Below are 15,807 nucleotides of genomic sequence, written 5' to 3'. Positions count from 1 at the left end.
TTTGTTCGTAGTTTTCCAGATAATCTGATATCGGTATATTTGTAAACGTTTAGAAAAGAAATCCATAATGAAAAACAACTGCTTGCCAAAGCAAAAGTATGTAGCAAGGTATTAGCACGATCTTTTGGGTCAAGCTAGGTTATTTTACCTTTCAGACGCCTCTTGTCTTTTCGGTCATCGTTTGACGGATCATCGGTCTGACTTCACCTCAAAAAGCGCCTAACTGATTCGCTATCTTTTTCGTTTCCATCGTGCTTGTGTTAGATAATATATGATCCCGCAACATACAGAAAAGAAGCCCACAAAGTCAGACAATACTGACTTTGCGAAGCTTCTTCTTATTTCATTGAAAGTTATTTTTTAGCGTAGGTGCTTGTACGCCAGACTTTTGTGTCAAATAATCCACAGTAAGCATCCACTGAACTTACGCCTTTGAATTCAGATTCACCGGCCAGTTTCTTGACCAGTTCTTCCATTGTGACTTCCATGCCATCATACGTGTTGATGTATGTGCCAACTTGTGGAACATCGGCAAGGTCGAATGGGTTCTGAACGGAAATGAATAGTGTCGGCACTTCATGAACGTAGAACGGAATGTCCGGTGTTCCTTTAGAAGCCGGCCATACAGTACGCTGGATCGTTCCGCCGCTGTTGACGTCAGAAACATTGATAATCAGATCATAGTTTTCAGTCAGTTTTGAGATCGGCTGTTTCTGAGCATAAACGTTCGCGATGGCTCCCGCACGTTCACTTTCCGGCAGTTTCATGATACGCTCTTCTGTGTTTTCCCAGATCGAGACTTCATGTCCGCGTGCTTCAAGCATTTTCTTCAGGTGGTCATGTGCTTTGGGCTTGTTGCCGGCGATCATGGCACCGAATCCGCCAGTCAGACCTTGAACAGGAACTAAAAGAATACGTTTGTAGCGTTCCGGTGTGACTGGGAACAGGTCTTTCTGTTCGTCTTTGACCAGTGTGATCGCTTTGTCAGCGACTTCGCGAACGACAGCCTGGCTTTCTTCTGTGTTGATCAGGCTCAAAGCTTCTTCTTTCGGCTTCATGATCTCTTCGCGCTTTCCTTCATAGTTATGCAGGCCAAGTTTCGCTTTCAGGCCTAAAGTACGACGCAGGGCGTCATGCAGACGTTCGTCAGACAAGAGTCCGTTTTCGTATCCTTCTTTCATCCACTGAAAATCTTCATCCGGATCATTGAAAAATAAGAACAAGTCACAGCCTGCTTCGATGGCAGTCGGGACCATTTCACGTCGTGGCATGGCCGCTGTCATACCGACCATGTGAGAGGCGTCAGTAACGATCGCGCCGTTGTAGCCTAATTTGTCGCGTAATAATTCTGTCAGCAATGTTTTGTTCAGTGATGCCGGCAGGAAGTCTTTTTCGTCACGTTCTGGGTGAAGAGCTTTTTCGTATTCAGGCAGGTGGATATGTCCAGCCATGATACCTGGAAGTCCTGCGTCTGATAATTCTTTATAGATACGGCCGAAGGTTTCATCCCACTCTTCCACGCTCATTGGATTGCTTGCATAAGACAAGTGGTGGTCACGTTCGTCGATACCGTCACCAGGGAAGTGCTTGGCAAATGGCATGATGCCGTACTCCATGATCCCGCGCATGTACTCCTTTGAATAATCGATGGTCTGCTGGACGTCAGCACCCCATGTACGGTTTGAGATGATCGGGTTTCTCCAGTTACGTGTCAAGTCAACGATCGGTGCAAAGGATGCGTTACATCCAACAGCTGATGCTTCCAGCCCTGAAATACGTCCCAGTTCGTAAGCATAGTTTACATCGTTGGTAGCAGCAACTTTAACTTCGTCACCGACTTTGGTTCCGTCAGTCACAGCACCGTCTCCGCCTGATTCTTTATTAGCCGCGATCAGTAAGGGAATGTCACTCTTAGTCTGAAGGATCTTGTTCTGATCATAAACTTCTGATGCTTTCCCTTTATTATAACGTACGGCTGCGATGTGATACTCATCCATAACACCCGTCAAGTATTCTTCAGAACGGTCCGCGCCCATGTTTACAAACAACTGTCCGATTTTTTCATCCAAAGACATGTTTGAAATCGTCTCTTCTACCCACTTGACACCTTTATCATCCAGGTTAAATGGTTTCGCTCTCAAATCTACCACTCATATTCCTCCATTCAAAATTTGTTATCTCGGTTACTCATATACTAGTATATCAGATAACTCAGGTATAAACAAAGCTTTCTGGAGAAATTTCTGTGACTTTTTTATTCCGTCAGCCACTTCTTGATATAGGTATAAAACTCTTCCTGCTGCCCATCTCTGCCGGCCCATCCGATATAGCCATCTGGGCGGACAAGCAGCCTCTGATCCTTTTTATACCCCTTGTCTCTCGTCTGGTTCGTCCATTTTCTCATGACCCATTTGATTCCCTGCTGGTCACAGAATGCTTTCAGCTCTGGATCCAGAGGCTGAAAGGTATGCAGCTGCCAGCCCGATTCACGTATGAACTCGAACGGTTCGCTGTCCACATAAGGGAGCCTCTGTCCCGGACTTATTTCTGAGCGCTCTCCCTGACTCAGGGAACTTTTCTCGTATCCAATATATAGCTGTGATAATAGTGTATACACGCGGTCTTGGATCGGACCGAACGCATCAGCTAAGCGGGCAATGACGGGGATAAGCAGCTGGCGCGTCATCAGACTTCTGGTTTTATCTCCAACGATAAGGCTGAACAGACGGTCTGTGGTTGCCACGACAAATTTTGCGATCTCTTGCCGCTCTTCTTCATAAGTGTCCAGCAGCTCTACAGGGCCTTTTCGGTTGACTACTTCAGCCAGCTTCCAGCCTAAGTTGACCGCATCACCGATCCCCAGGTTCATTCCCTGGCCGCCGATCGGGCTGTGGATATGGGCAGCGTCCCCGGCCAGGAACAGATTATCTTTTCTAAAATGCGTGGCCGTTCTCGCATGGATCTTGTAATCCGAGAACCAGTTCATTTCAAGGATCCTGATTTTAAAGGCTGCTTCCAGTCTCGGCTTCAGACTTTCATAACTCAAATCGCCTTCTCTGGATAAGTCGGGTGGGAACATGCCGATGATCCGTGTCGTTTCTTTGTTTCGTAACGGGAAGAACAAGGCAAAATAATCTTTGATAAAGGAAAAGCTGCCGGCATCATCTTCTACGATTTTTCCATCCACTTGTGCATCCAGGACATAAAAGACCTGTTCATAAGTCTCGCCTTCGAACTCGATCCCGCTCTGTTTGCGGACCTGACTCGATGCGCCGTCACAGCCGACGACATAGTCGAACGTTTCTGTTTGATATGCGTCATTTTTCCTGATGGTCACCTCTGAGTGTTCTTTGACCTGCTTCAAGCCGACCAGTTCACTTTCCCATTCCACCGTGACCCCGAATTCATTCAGCTTATCCAGCAGGACCTGTTCATGTTCATCCTGTGGAAAGGTGACCAGATAGGAGTAAAGGCTCTGGCCCTTGCCCATGATGCCTAAGGGTAAGGAAGCGATGCGTGTGTTGTTGCTGTGAAAATGAGCAAATTCCGGTATGATCCCCTCTTGTGTCACCGTTTGAGCCAGACCATACTTCTGGTAGCTTTCCAGCACATTAGGTACCACCAGCATAGCCCGGGACGTTTCTCCTGGACCTTTAGCTTTATCGATGATCTTAAAAGGAACGTTGTGGTAAGCAAGTTCTAAAGCCAGCACCAGTCCAGTCGGTCCGGCACCAGTAATGAGTACGGGGGTTTTCGTCATTTTATCTGCTCCTTACTCTATAACTATAGACAGTCGAGGTCAGTTTTCTTTACCTTAAGTATACGTATCGCCCGTCGCTTCACCAAAACATAACCTCTTAAACAAGAAAAAACACCGGTGATCCAGATTCGGATCACCGGTGTTTTCGTATAGTAGTAGAGCTAGCCGGAATCAAACCGGCAGCCTTTTCCTTAGGAGGGAAATGCTCTATTCAATTGAGCTATAGCTCTATATTCGTTCTTTTTTATTATACTACAAGTCCTCTTCTTTGACTAACATAAATTTTTACCGGTAGACATACGATAGTCCGAGTACTCTTTTGTGGTTTTCAGGGGCTAATATTGACCTTGATCACTAATGATAATCTGGCTCTGCCAGATTTTTCCTCATTAGAAGCCCTCAGATTTAGTTCGGAAGTCGTTTCAACGGCTGAACTTCATTTTACGGCTGTTTTGTTAAGTTTAGATAGAATTTGAAACACTGAGCTTCACTTTTCAGACTTTTTGTTGAGTTCAGAAGACACTTGAGATGCTGAACTTCATTTTACGGCTGTTTTGTCAAGTTCAGATATGGTTCGGAACGCTATACTTCACTTTTCAGCCGTTTTGTTAAGTTTAGACAAAATTTGGAATGCTGTACTGCATTTAGCAGATTCATAACTGTTGTCAGACTTCACCTGTATTCATCCTCCTCCACCAGGTGCCTCAGCTGTGTCAATAATATACCAAATCCCCTTCAAATGAGGTTTGTTTTCTTAGATTTCTCTCTTTTAAATTGACTTTATCTTTCTTTACCCGTAAGATGATTAGTGGACAAAATTTTTATAAATGAGGTATATATATATATGAAAAAAACTAAAATTACTTATTCCCTGATTGGAACGATCTTCATCGCCCTGGCGGTCACGACTTTCCGTCTGGCCAGTCTGGGAACCGATCCTTATACGACCTTTAACTTAGGTTTCACTATATTATTGAATATGGAATATGGTCTCTTCCTGATGTATTCGGGTCTTCTGATGCTCATCTATGTTTTCTTTGCGAACAGAGCTCTTATCGGAATTGGAACGATTTTTAATATCTTTATCGTCGGTAACCTTTCTGATGTCTTTGTTGAATTGATCATCACTAATTTCGGTACACTGGAAAACTTGCCCATCCGTCTGTTCATATCAGCCCTGGGTATTCTTTTCTTATCGATGGGGGCCGCTTTATATATCGAAGCCAAAGAAGGGGTCGCACCGTATGATGCGATGCCGATCATCTTAGCTGAAAAAGCCGGCTTATCCTACCGTCTTTCCCGTGTCATTATCGATGTGTCCCTGACTGCCATCGGCTTTTTCTTAGGAGCAAGCTTGGGTATCAATACAGTCATTACTGCTTTCTTCCTGGGCCCCTTCATCCAGTTCTTCCGCGATATTTTCAAGAAAGATCTGGATACCAGAGAATTGAAATATTCATCAAAAAAATAAGTCAGCACAAAAGCCATTGTCCCCTATCATGTGGACAATGGCTTTTTATTATGCAGGAATAATTTGGCCTTTCTTCTGCATTTCATACATTTCTGAATAAGCGCCTCGTTCGCTGAGCAATTCGTCGTGTCTGCCGCGCTCAATGATTTGTCCTTGATCCAGGACTAAAATCTGGTCGGCATGCTGGATCGTTGACAAGCGGTGAGCGATGATAAAGGTCGTCCGTCCTTCTTTCAGGACATTCATGGCGTGCTGAATGATCTCTTCCGTTTCTGTATCGATGGATGATGTTGCTTCGTCCAGAATAAGGATTTTCGGGTTGAAGGCCAGCGCTCTTGCAAAGGAAATCAGCTGCCGCTGTCCGGAACTCAAGGTGCTGCCTTTTTCCACGACGGGTTCATCGATGCCTTTTTCAAATTTCTCCAGAAGGTCTTCTCCTCCGACATCGATAAGCGCCTGAGTGGCCGTTTCTCTTGAGATAGATGGATTGTCCATCGTGATATTGGTATAAATGGTTCCGGTAAAGAGGAACGGATCCTGGAGCACGATCCCCATATCATGACGTACAGATTGTCTTGAATAGGTTTTGGTATCCTGACCATCGATGGTAATTTTTCCGGTCTGCGGATCGTAAAAGCGGAATAAAAGGTTCATGATGGAACTTTTTCCGGATCCAGTATGACCCACGAGTGCCACTGTCTCTCCAGGTTCGGCCGTGAAGTCGATATCGGACAGGACTTCCTTGTCTTCTGTGTAACTGAAGTGAACGTTGCTGAATGCAACCCGTCCTTCAGAGACTTCAAGCGACTCAGCAGGGTTGTCTTCGGCATCCATGTCCATCAGCTCAAATACCCGGTCGCCGGCCGCAATAGCCTGCTGGACAAAGGCTATCTGCTGGATGGTCCCTTTGATTGGCTCATACAACCGGCTGACGTAATCCCCGAACAGATACAGCATCCCGACAGATATCCCCAGCACGCCGTTGATGTACTGGGTACTGAAGTAAACCATCAAGAGAAGCAGCGAGAAGCGTCTCAGAAAATCCGCGAAGGTCCACTGAAAGGCGGAATCCAATATGACGTACTTGCGCATCACGTCGTACCATTTCTCGTTGATCTCTTCGAACTCGCCCTGGATTTTTTCTTCCTGGCCGAAAGCCTGCACGATCTGCATCCCCTGGATCGACTCGTTCAGCTTGCCGTTGATGTCTGAGTTAAGGTCGCGTTCTTTCCTGTGAAAGACACGGGCGTACTTCGTATAATACTTGTTCCATAAATACATGACCGGAATCAGGATCAGTAAAGTCAGTGCCAGCCCCTGATGGAAAAAGGCGATGGCCAGATAAGCCCCGATAATATAGAAGACATTGATCAGGATCTGACCAACAGTTGCAACATAAAACTGCTGTCTTAAACTTTCGGTATCATTGGTGATCCGGGCCACGATACTCCCTGCTGGCTGCTTGTCAAAGTAATTGATCGGCAGCTCCTGAACGTGCGTATATAACTGATCACGCAGGACCTTGATGACTCCGTTGGCCGCACGCATCCGATAAATGGAAGAGACGTATCGCAGAATAACGGTCGACACCATCAGACCGAAATAAATGGCGATCAGTTCGATCAGAGTATCCGTAACGGCTTCACCTTCCTGAGCGGCAGGTGTGATGACGTTATCGATGACGCGCTGGGCAATGATCGGTGCGCCTAGATCTGTGATGGTCGATAAGATCACCAGACCGATCCCGATAGCAAAGTAGCCTTTATAATATTTCATATACATCAAAAGTCGCTTCACTGTATTCATCTGGCGTCACCCCTTCCATTCTCGTATCCCGGTCGCAGCCCTTCCGAATAATCTTCTTCGCTGGACTCGGTCGATTCTTTGATCTCCTGTTTCATGAACTGGTCATAGTACCAGCCTTTTTCTGCTATCAGTTCATCATGTGTCCCACGCTCGACGATCTTGCCGTTATCCAGTACAACGATTTCATCTGCTCCCTTGACGGCTGAAAGACGATGCGTGGATATGATCGTGGTCTTGCCTTTTCTCACATCCTGGATATTGGCGATGATATTCTGTTCGGTCATGGCATCCACAGCTGAAAGGGAATCATCCAGTATCAGTATCTCAGGATCTTTGATGAGTGCCCGCGCGATGGAGATCCGCTGTTTCTGTCCACCGGAAATGGAGACCCCTTTCTCCCCGATCATCGTATCCAGACCGCGTTCCATATTTTTTAGATCATCTTCAAAGGAAGCCAGCTGGATACTTCTTAGAATATCCTGGTCCGAAGCTTCTTCTTTGCCGAATGCGATATTGTCTCTCACACTCCGGCTGAAGAGGACGTGATCCTGCGGCACATAACCGATCAGTTGTCTGACCGACGGATCCTGATAGTCACTGTAAGATCGCTGACCCATATTGAATGTCCCGGTACCTGAAGGGAACTGGTTCAGAAGTTGACGGATAAGGGTCGTCTTGCCTGAACCGGTCTTCCCGACGATCCCTAATGTCTTCCCTTTAGGCAGAGTCAAGTCGATCGTATCCAGATTGATTGTCTCGCTCGAAGTGTATCGGAATGTGAAGTCTTTGAACTCGAAATCGTCGACTGTCAGGACGTCTACTTTTCCGGCGAAATTCAGTCCGTCTGTGGCTTGCGTGATTTCTTCCACCCGGCGCATGGAGGCACTGCCCTGTCTCAGGATCAGAATAAGCTCGGACACGGAAATGATCGGCCAGATCATCATCCCCAGATACATCTGAAAGGCAATGATGTCTCCCACCGTCAGAATGCCTTGTGACACGAGTATGGCACCATAGCTCAACGCGATCATCGTACTGATGCCTGCAAAGGCCTTGACGGTCGGTGCAAAGATAGCTGAGATCTCGCTGACCCGGTTATTCTTTTTCAGCAGGCCGCTCGTCTGATCCTTGAATTTAGAGATGAAGTCGTCTTCTTTGACATAGGCACGGATAACGCGCATGCCGTCGATCATTTCTAGAACATCGTCATTGACCGATGAGAAGGACTTTTGAGCGATTTCATAAGCTTCATCCACCTGGGCCCCTTTGACTTTGATGACATAAGCCATCGGAAGAAGCGGGAGAACCGTCGCAAAAGTCAGTGACCAGCTGACGGTGATGCCCATCATGATGACTAACGTAGCGGTAAAGCCTGTGGCACTCATCAGGACCAGCATGCCATATCCGGCGGTATCCGCCAGTGCCCTTATGTCCTGTGTGCCACGAGCCATCAAGTCTCCCGTCCGGAACTTTTCAAAATAGGGTGCCCGCATGCGCAGGAAGTGGCGCATCAAGGTACTGCGCATCTGCCGCTGCAGTTTATAGGCACCCGCGAACAGGCCGTATCCCCAGATGAAGTCCAGACCATAGGTGATAAAGACTAGAGCGGCAAATTGAAGTGAATAAATACGGAGCAGTTCGGCATTCATCTCCCCCGTGACAATCGCATCGACGAATCGGCCGATGATAAAGGGAATAATCACTGCAAAAACGTTCGACAGTGCCAGTGTGATAAACGATATGATGTACTGCCATTTGTGTTCTTTGAAGAAAAACTTTAACTTGATCAAAACGTCAAACATGGATCCATCCTCCTTTATTAAAGAAGCGCTTCTCATTGAAGGAAGTCGTCTGCTTTAATAATCCTTGATTTTAATACTCAGACAAAAAAAGACAGTCTACCCCCTTTTAGAGAATAGACTGAATCACCCGCAACGGGTTTATACGTATCGTTTGTATATCAAACTGATTCTAGTGTATCTTCCAGGAGGAGCGCACATGACTCGTTTTGTGTTCAATTGGTATAGCCGTCATTCTTAAACGGGCGTTTACTGTAATCGTCATTGGTGATCCTCCTTCCTGATATATGTATTGATTGTGAATACTCTTTTCGCTTTCAACTATACACTGAAACGTTTTCAAATACAATAACTAGTCGGACATTTTTAACATTATTTCAGAATCAGAAGTGGAATGATCTGGGCATAGTGCCCAGATCGACCCCTGTGAAGGTCATTATTAAGTAGAGGTTGAACGTTCCCGTTCAACTTCAATAGCAAGGGGCTTTTTGGTGGACGGTAAAAGTCCTTTATTGACTGATTTGGGGGCTCTTGACCGAGCCGAAACTGAAATTTGCTGATTTGAGCCAGCTGTTCACTCGTCAGCCTGATATATTGCGGGCCGACACTATATTGGACTGAATGTCGCACTCGGAGCTCACGAAATCGATGAGTGAACACTTTTTCCTGCAGGATGTCGTACTCACCGGTCCACTGCTCGATGAGTGTACAGTTTCTTGACCAATATGTCGTACTCGCGGCATACCTTACCGCTGAGCCGTCATTTTTTTGTATAGAATGTCGTGCTCGCTGCTCTCACAGTGCCCCAGTGAACACTTTTTCCTCCAGGATGTCGCACTCGCCGGTCCACTGGTCGATGGGTGAACAGTTTCTTGACCAATATGTCGTACTCGCGGCATACCTTACCGCTGAGCAGTCATTTTTTTATATAAGATGTCGTGCTTGCAACCCACCTGATCACTGAGTCGACCATTTCCGTCTGTCCCTTCCCACATAGCTGACACCTCACACCGAATGAGTCGGCTCACTCTCTCATCACAGCCCCCTAAAAAAGCTCTTTACAAAATAAAGAACCTGAATCCCTAAATGAGGCAGTCGCTCGCTCGAGTGACTGCTTCCTTTCAAGGACTCAGGCTTTTCAGTTTATCCGTTTATATAACTCGATCATTTCTTCGGCCAGATCCCGGTACGTCATGGCGTTCATCAAATGATCCTCGGCGTGGACCAGGAGTAAATTGATTTCCACGTTCTCTCCGGACGCTTCTTTAGCCAGCATATCTGATTGTACTTTGTGCGCTTGACTGATCGATTCATCTGCGCCGTCAAGCTTTTTTTGAGCGCGCTCAAAGTCATCGTCCTTAGCCGCATGGATGGCTTCCATCGCACTGCTTCGTGCATCTCCCCCGTGCATGATAAGTGTCATGACAACTTCCATGATTTCTTCTCTACGTTCAGGCATGTCTTGTCCTCCTTAAATGAATAGGCTATTCAGCTAATTTCAGTGCAGTATTCAATACCTTTTCACCATTCATTGTCCCGTAGTCACGCATATCGATGACAGAGATGACGATATTATTTTTTTCGGCCAGCTCTTCAAACTTCGGTTTCAAGTACCGCACTTGCGGCCCAAGCATCATGACATCCACGGGCTTGTCTTTCAGTTTATGTTCCGCTTCAGTTCCTGATACTGCAAAAATATGGACATCAAGATTTCTTTCTTCCGCGATTTCCTGCATATTAGTTACTAATATACTGGTGCTCATCCCTGCCGCACAGACAAGCATAATATTTTTTGCCACATCGACCACTCCCACAATGAATCATTACTTTGTATCAGACACATTTAAAGCGTTTTCTTTAGGTTAATCATACACCTCAGAACTTTTTGTGTCTAGCAAAGTGCGGTGGGAATACCTGTCTCTCGACTCAGCTCTGTTGTCTGATCTGATCCAGCACTTCATGTACATTATATGAAAGGGTCAGCCACTCGTCTAAGGCTTCTTTGTTTCCGGAAGTATCAGGATGCTGCATCACGTCCGCAAAAGCTTTGGCTTCCCATATCAAAGGATTGTCCGCAGATTTATCCAGTTCGACAGGCGTGCGTTCGCGTGTTTTGGCATCAACCAGTTCTGCCTGTTCGACCCCGGTGATGGCGTCCAGAACGAGGGTTTGATCGAGACTATATACTTCTGAAGGCACCGTCGCTGTTAAGATTTTACCGTAATGCAGGGTGACATCGAAATCAGGATAACGCAGGATCGCTGTACCAGAACCGTCAACGCCTGTCTGAACTTTCTTGGAAAAGGCATGGACAGATTCAGGTCGGCCAAACCAGCGCAGCGCAGCATAAACGGTGTAGATGCCCAGATCATTGACTGCTCCTCCGGCAAACTTCGGTGAAAAAATAGGCGGCTCTTCTCCGGCTAAAACATTGTCGTAACGGGAAGAGTATTTGGCGTAAGTCAGGGTCGCTCCGTAAATGCCTTCAAAATCCTTGATCATCTGAGTCAGCTTGACAAAATTCGGTTCAAAGATATGACGGGCCGCTTCAACAACGACGACTCCTTTTGCCTTCGCCAATTCAGTTAATTCTGTCCACTGGTCAAGAGACGTGACCATCGGTTTCTCCACGATCGCATGCTTGCCATGCTCAATGACAGCTTTTGCTTGACTGAAGTGAAGGCTGTTTGGTGACGCAACATAAACGACATCGATGTCCGGGTCACTCAGGAAGTCTTCAAAATCATCGTAAGCTGATTCAGCCTGATAACGCCCCTTGAAGATCTCCGCTTTGTCCATATGTCGGGAATAAACAGCCTGATAAGCGTATGCCTCACTCGCCTGGGCTGCTTCGATAAACTGTTCGGTGATCATGCTTGTTCCGATGGTGCCTAGTCCTAATTTTGTCATATTGAATCTCTCCTTTACTTCATTGTAAACAATCGACCTTGCAAATGAAACAGATATTCATTTCAACTGATGGTACTTTCTGACAATCAGTTCAATGTGATCGTGATGATCTCCGGACGGTTATTGATGCGGATGGGAAAAGATGAATTTCCTAACCCGCGTGAGATGATCATACGTTTAGACGGCTCTTCTTCATTATTAAAGAGCCCATAATCATATTTAGGGAACAGGCCTTGTCCGGGGGCAAAGACACCGCCGATGATCGGCAGACGAAACTGACCGGCATGGGTATGACCGCTCAATACCAGATCAGGTGTCTTGGTTTTGTCCAGCATATAATGAACAAAATATTCCGGTCTGTGTGCCAGCAGGATTTTTGGACGTCGGACCATTTCATCTGTCAGCCCGATCGGTCCAAGTATCGGCTGCGGCAAGTTGGCCTGATTCTGTCTTTCTGCCAGTCCCATCAACGTGATCCCTTCCGATGACTGTTCCGGTAAGATCACCGCTTCATCCAGGAGCAGTTTCACCTCGGCAGTTTCAAGGATGAATTTGAAATCGCTGAACGATGCACTCATGATGTCATGATTCCCTGTGACGGCATAGGTCGGCGCGATTTTAGCGCACTCTTCGGCAAAGTGGCGCAGTGGTGTATCCACAAAATCATCAAGTCCCGCCTGAACAAGATCCCCGGTAATGAAAATATAATCCGGTTCCTGTTTTTCAGTCGTATCCAGAATCGTTTCAATGAAACTCTTATTTGTTTTGGGATTCAAGTGCAGATCACTTAAATGTACGATTTTCTTTCCCTGCATCGTCTCGCCTAACTTCGGGATCGTTAAAGTGTAGTGTGAGACGTCTATCATATAATTTTGTATGTAGATATATACGAGCGCTGCTATAGCAAGCACTAAAAAAATCCAAGCCATTGTCGTTCCTCCAATATATTGATCTTTGCTGAAAAATCTAATCCTATTGTAACACAGAATGCGTCGTGTAAGCGTTCTTTATTCATCTATGTTAAACTATGACTAGTTAAACCAATTATGAGTATGGAGGGTTCACTATGCAAAACGATCCGAGTCTGCACCATGACCAGCAGAATCAGTCCGATTATTTCATCCAGGAACAAGGTGCTGAAAAAGGGGCAGAATTTGCCAATGATGCAGAAGAAAATGGTATGGAGGGTGGAGCTGAAACAGCAGGCCAGACAGAGCCAAAAGACTTTGAACCCTTCAACCTTGATGCTTTGGATAAAATGAATAAAGGAGAGGAATAAATTGTCAAACAAAGATAAAGATAAAAACAATGAACCAAGTGCAAATCTTGTGGATAGATTTGTAAGGGATGACAATACTGATGATAACCAGTTTATACACAGGCCTGGTGAGAAGGTCAATGAAACGAAGACAAACGAAGCTGAAAAAGCGGAAGATACAAAAGCTAAAGATTTCAGGAAGTTTGATGTGAATAAAGCGGAAGATTTAAAAGAAGTTAAAGATGAGGATAAGTAAATGATATAGTGGAAGAAAGCGAACCGCTATATGAAATGATAGGATAAGCGATAGTGCAGGTGATCCTGTAGCTGATCGCTTATTTTTCTTGGAAGTAGTAGAGATTTTCGAACGAGATGGAGCGGATGACTTTTCTTTCATAGAAGTCTTCCTGCATGAGTGAGACGGTTGCGGCTTTCATCTGAAAGAGGTCTCCCCATTCCATATGGTAGCGATGCAAAATCAGATCCAGTGGGCAATCGAGTTCCCCATCGGCATTTTCGATCAGTTCGTGATCTCTGACTAACAGTTCTTTTGATTCAGTTGGTGTGTCGATGACATAGACAAAACGTTTTTTCATGAGTACCCCTGCTCTCTGACAAGTTATACGACCTATAAGTATTCGTTATTTGTCCCAATTATACTAGAGATGTATGGGAGTGTCTGTGTCTAAATTAAGGCATTTGTGACGCATGCCTCCCGATTCATTACCCAATTTTTTCTTCTCACTATCATGCAAAATCCTTTGTACATACTTAATGTATCACCGTGTTAAATGATTCGGACTCTCTCATTACATCTATCAGCTTTCTCAATAAATCATGGATAAAGTGTGAACAGTTTTTATTTTTTTCAAATAGTTGGTGCTGGTCGCCAGGACATCTCCCTTCTTTCTTCCATTGATTGATCTACTAAAAATAACGCTTATCCAGATTTTCAAACAAAACTGGATAAGCGGGATAAACGGGATACACTCCAGCTTTAACGACTGTGTGTTTTTGATTTTTCTGATAAGTATAAACGAGACTAAAAAGCTGGATCGTCAGTATCGGCATCATGGCGACAAGAGCGATCATACAAAAACCGTCGATAAGCACCGATGCCCTTCATAAGTCTGAGTTACAAAACAAAGCACATCCATATCTCCCTGCATTTTAATTTTCTCCTTAATCCATGGTTCAAATATGCCCACTTTCCCTAATTTTTGCACCCTCCCCTCATATTATTCCAAGAAAGCCTTTTCTTTGTACCTAAGCGATTTTATTTCAAAATAACACTTGTAAAATAATCGGTAATAATATAGAATGAGAAACATCATTAAATTCTCATTATTTTTTAATGTGACAAAAACAAGGAGTGATATCATGGAACAAAAAAGAGAACAATGGGGATCCCGGTGGGGGTTCATCTTAGCAACGATGGGATCGGCAGTCGGTCTTGGTAATATCTGGCGCTTTTCATACGCAATGGGATCTAACGGTGGTTCAGCATTCTTAATTATTTATTTACTCAGCGTTATTCTGATAGGTTTCCCAGTTATGCTTATTGAATTCTCGATCGGTCGACGCGGCCAGGATGATGCTGTTCAGTCATTCAAGAAAATCGCGCCGAACACTTACTGGTACATTGCCGGTGGTTTGGGTGTCCTGGCAGCCTTCCTGATTTTATCTTTCTACGGTATCATCGGCGGCTGGTCCCTGCGTTACACCTTCCAGTACCTCATGGGTGGTGTAAGTGGAGATTCAGCAGAATTTTTCACTAACTTTATTGCTCAGCCGGTGTCACCTGTATTCTGGTCCTTCATATTCATGGGTATCACCGTTGCCATCGTGCTACTAGGTGTGCAAAAAGGGATCGAGAAGTCAAGCAAGTTCATGATGCCCCTTCTCAGTCTGCTGGTTATTGGTCTGGCTATTTACAGCCTGACTTTAGGTGGAACAGCTGAAGCCTTCGCTTTTATGTTCCAGCCCGAATGGTCAGCCTTTACTGATCCAAGTGTTTACATCGCTGCAATGGGACAAGCTTTCTTCACGTTAAGTTTGGGTATGGGAATCATGCTCACTTACGGCAGTTACCTGAAACCTGAAGAACGTCTGACTTCTTCAGCGGCCGTTATCATTCTTCTGGATACAGGTTTCGCTCTGGTTTCCGGTCTGATGATCTTCCCGGCTCTCTTTGCTTTCGGCTTAGATCCGACTGAGGGTGCAGGTCTTGTCTTTATCGTCCTGCCAGTTATTTTTGAAGCTTTAGGCGGTATCGGTGTCTTCGTCGGTCTGCTGTTCTTCGTTCTTCTTTCGATCGCAGCCTTGTCATCAAGTATTTCATTGCTTGAAGTATCAGTTGCCTTCCTGATGGATCGAGTGAAATTATCTCGAAAAGGCATTACTTTACTATTAGGAACGATCATCTTCTTATTAGGTATCCCTTCTTCTCTTAGTCAGGGTGCCATGGAGATCACTATCTTAGGCAGCAGCTTCCTGGACTTTATGGATCTGTTGACAGCGAATGTCCTGCTTCCATCGAGTGCTCTGCTGTCTGTCTTGTTCGTCGCCTGGACTTGGACCAAGGATGACGTGTTCAAGCACACGGATCTGGATAAAAGTTCCATGCGTAACTCTTTCTATGGTCTGTCACGTTTCTTCGCACCAGTAGCCATTACACTCGTGTTAGGCTTTGGTATTTTCAACTGGCTTTTCGTTTAAACTACTTTTGAAGTAGTATAGTCAACAAACAAGCACTTCTGTAGCGATCTCACGATCCTTACAGAAGTGTTTTTCTGTCTGATTG

Annotated in this window: 14 protein-coding genes and 1 tRNA gene; 4 read left to right on the top strand and 11 right to left on the bottom strand. The window is 45.4% G+C overall.

The annotated features are described in order from the left end of the window. Window positions 1-353: 353 nt before the first annotated feature. The 3 genes from AB4027_RS04280 to AB4027_RS04270 form a co-directional block, all read right to left on the bottom strand. Window positions 354-2,150, bottom strand: a complete 1,797-nt coding sequence (locus tag AB4027_RS04280; protein WP_368646108.1) for a glycoside hydrolase family 3 protein — start codon at window positions 2,148-2,150, stop codon at window positions 354-356. Between the two features lie 104 nt (window positions 2,151-2,254). Beyond that, a complete protein-coding gene (locus AB4027_RS04275; RefSeq protein WP_368646107.1) occupies window positions 2,255-3,760 on the bottom strand; it encodes an FAD-dependent monooxygenase in 1,506 nt (501 codons plus the stop codon). A gap of 156 nt (window positions 3,761-3,916) precedes the next feature. After that, a tRNA-Arg gene (locus AB4027_RS04270) sits at window positions 3,917-3,990 on the bottom strand. 614 nt (window positions 3,991-4,604) lie between these two features. Between AB4027_RS04270 and AB4027_RS04265 the strand changes: the two genes are divergently transcribed. Next, entirely contained in the window at window positions 4,605-5,231 is a 627-nt protein-coding gene (locus AB4027_RS04265; RefSeq protein ID WP_368646106.1) for a YitT family protein, read from the top strand. Between the two features lie 48 nt (window positions 5,232-5,279). Here AB4027_RS04265 and AB4027_RS04260 read toward each other — a convergent pair whose 3' ends face one another. From AB4027_RS04260 to AB4027_RS04235, 6 genes are all read right to left on the bottom strand, one after another. After that, window positions 5,280-7,037 carry an ABC transporter ATP-binding protein gene (locus AB4027_RS04260; protein ID WP_091486177.1) on the bottom strand — a complete coding sequence of 586 codons (1,758 nt, stop codon included), beginning with the start codon at window positions 7,035-7,037 and terminating at the stop codon, window positions 5,280-5,282. Continuing rightward, entirely contained in the window at window positions 7,034-8,839 is a 1,806-nt protein-coding gene (locus AB4027_RS04255) for an ABC transporter ATP-binding protein (RefSeq protein ID WP_368646105.1), read from the bottom strand. Before AB4027_RS04255 ends, AB4027_RS04260 begins: the two co-directional genes overlap by 4 nt. A 1,135-nt stretch (window positions 8,840-9,974) precedes the next feature. Beyond that, window positions 9,975-10,295: a PTS lactose/cellobiose transporter subunit IIA gene (locus AB4027_RS04250; protein ID WP_368646104.1), complete on the bottom strand. Its 321-nt coding sequence runs from the start codon at window positions 10,293-10,295 to the stop codon at window positions 9,975-9,977. Between the two features lie 25 nt (window positions 10,296-10,320). Beyond that, the gene (locus AB4027_RS04245; RefSeq protein ID WP_091490005.1) at window positions 10,321-10,620 is read right to left on the bottom strand and encodes a PTS sugar transporter subunit IIB; all 300 of its coding nucleotides are present in this window, start codon (window positions 10,618-10,620) and stop codon (window positions 10,321-10,323) included. Between the two features lie 142 nt (window positions 10,621-10,762). Continuing rightward, entirely contained in the window at window positions 10,763-11,746 is a 984-nt protein-coding gene (locus tag AB4027_RS04240) for a Gfo/Idh/MocA family protein (protein ID WP_368646103.1), read from the bottom strand. An 86-nt stretch (window positions 11,747-11,832) separates the two neighbouring features. Further along, window positions 11,833-12,675 carry a metallophosphoesterase gene (locus AB4027_RS04235; RefSeq protein ID WP_368646102.1) on the bottom strand — a complete coding sequence of 281 codons (843 nt, stop codon included), beginning with the start codon at window positions 12,673-12,675 and terminating at the stop codon, window positions 11,833-11,835. Window positions 12,676-12,812: 137 nt separating this feature from the next. Between AB4027_RS04235 and AB4027_RS04230 the strand changes: the two genes are divergently transcribed. Both AB4027_RS04230 and AB4027_RS04225 read left to right on the top strand, forming a co-directional pair. Then, window positions 12,813-13,025, top strand: a complete 213-nt coding sequence (locus tag AB4027_RS04230; RefSeq protein ID WP_091489996.1) for a hypothetical protein — start codon at window positions 12,813-12,815, stop codon at window positions 13,023-13,025. 1 nt (window position 13,026) lies between these two features. After that, on the top strand, window positions 13,027-13,260 hold the full coding sequence (locus AB4027_RS04225; protein ID WP_091489993.1) for a hypothetical protein: 234 nt from the start codon (window positions 13,027-13,029) through the stop codon (window positions 13,258-13,260). Window positions 13,261-13,339: 79 nt separating this feature from the next. Here AB4027_RS04225 and AB4027_RS04220 read toward each other — a convergent pair whose 3' ends face one another. Both AB4027_RS04220 and AB4027_RS04215 read right to left on the bottom strand, forming a co-directional pair. Beyond that, window positions 13,340-13,600 (bottom strand): hypothetical protein, encoded by a 261-nt coding sequence (locus AB4027_RS04220; RefSeq protein WP_368646101.1) that lies wholly within the window; start codon window positions 13,598-13,600, stop codon window positions 13,340-13,342. Between the two features lie 331 nt (window positions 13,601-13,931). Continuing rightward, window positions 13,932-14,117 (bottom strand): hypothetical protein, encoded by a 186-nt coding sequence (locus AB4027_RS04215; RefSeq protein WP_368646100.1) that lies wholly within the window; start codon window positions 14,115-14,117, stop codon window positions 13,932-13,934. Between the two features lie 267 nt (window positions 14,118-14,384). On the opposite strand from AB4027_RS04215, the gene AB4027_RS04210 reads away from it, so the two are divergent. Further along, entirely contained in the window at window positions 14,385-15,722 is a 1,338-nt protein-coding gene (locus AB4027_RS04210; protein ID WP_091489985.1) for a sodium-dependent transporter, read from the top strand. The last annotated feature ends 85 nt before the right edge of the window (window positions 15,723-15,807 follow it).

It is taken from the genome of Alkalibacterium putridalgicola (assembly GCF_040959045.1).
In the GTDB taxonomy this organism is placed as follows: domain Bacteria; phylum Bacillota; class Bacilli; order Lactobacillales; family Carnobacteriaceae_A; genus Alkalibacterium; species Alkalibacterium putridalgicola.
The sequence above is the reverse complement of the archived record's forward strand: the minus strand, read 5'-3'. Positions and strand labels throughout refer to the sequence as shown.

What these genes read in the sequence shown, in the direction of transcription:
- AB4027_RS04275 (WP_368646107.1), bottom strand. Translation starts at nt 3,760, where the DNA reads ATGACGAAAACCCCCGTACTCATTACTGGTGCCGGACCGACTGGACTG.
- AB4027_RS04265 (WP_368646106.1), top strand. Translation starts at nt 4,605, where the DNA reads ATGAAAAAAACTAAAATTACTTATTCCCTGATTGGAACGATCTTCATC.
- AB4027_RS04260 (WP_091486177.1), bottom strand. Translation starts at nt 7,037, where the DNA reads ATGAATACAGTGAAGCGACTTTTGATGTATATGAAATATTATAAAGGC.
- AB4027_RS04255 (WP_368646105.1), bottom strand. Translation starts at nt 8,839, where the DNA reads ATGTTTGACGTTTTGATCAAGTTAAAGTTTTTCTTCAAAGAACACAAA.
- AB4027_RS04250 (WP_368646104.1), bottom strand. Translation starts at nt 10,295, where the DNA reads ATGCCTGAACGTAGAGAAGAAATCATGGAAGTTGTCATGACACTTATC.
- AB4027_RS04245 (WP_091490005.1), bottom strand. Translation starts at nt 10,620, where the DNA reads ATGCTTGTCTGTGCGGCAGGGATGAGCACCAGTATATTAGTAACTAAT.
- AB4027_RS04240 (WP_368646103.1), bottom strand. Translation starts at nt 11,746, where the DNA reads ATGACAAAATTAGGACTAGGCACCATCGGAACAAGCATGATCACCGAA.
- AB4027_RS04235 (WP_368646102.1), bottom strand. Translation starts at nt 12,675, where the DNA reads ATGGCTTGGATTTTTTTAGTGCTTGCTATAGCAGCGCTCGTATATATC.
- AB4027_RS04230 (WP_091489996.1), top strand. Translation starts at nt 12,813, where the DNA reads ATGCAAAACGATCCGAGTCTGCACCATGACCAGCAGAATCAGTCCGAT.
- AB4027_RS04220 (WP_368646101.1), bottom strand. Translation starts at nt 13,600, where the DNA reads ATGAAAAAACGTTTTGTCTATGTCATCGACACACCAACTGAATCAAAA.
- AB4027_RS04210 (WP_091489985.1), top strand. Translation starts at nt 14,385, where the DNA reads ATGGAACAAAAAAGAGAACAATGGGGATCCCGGTGGGGGTTCATCTTA.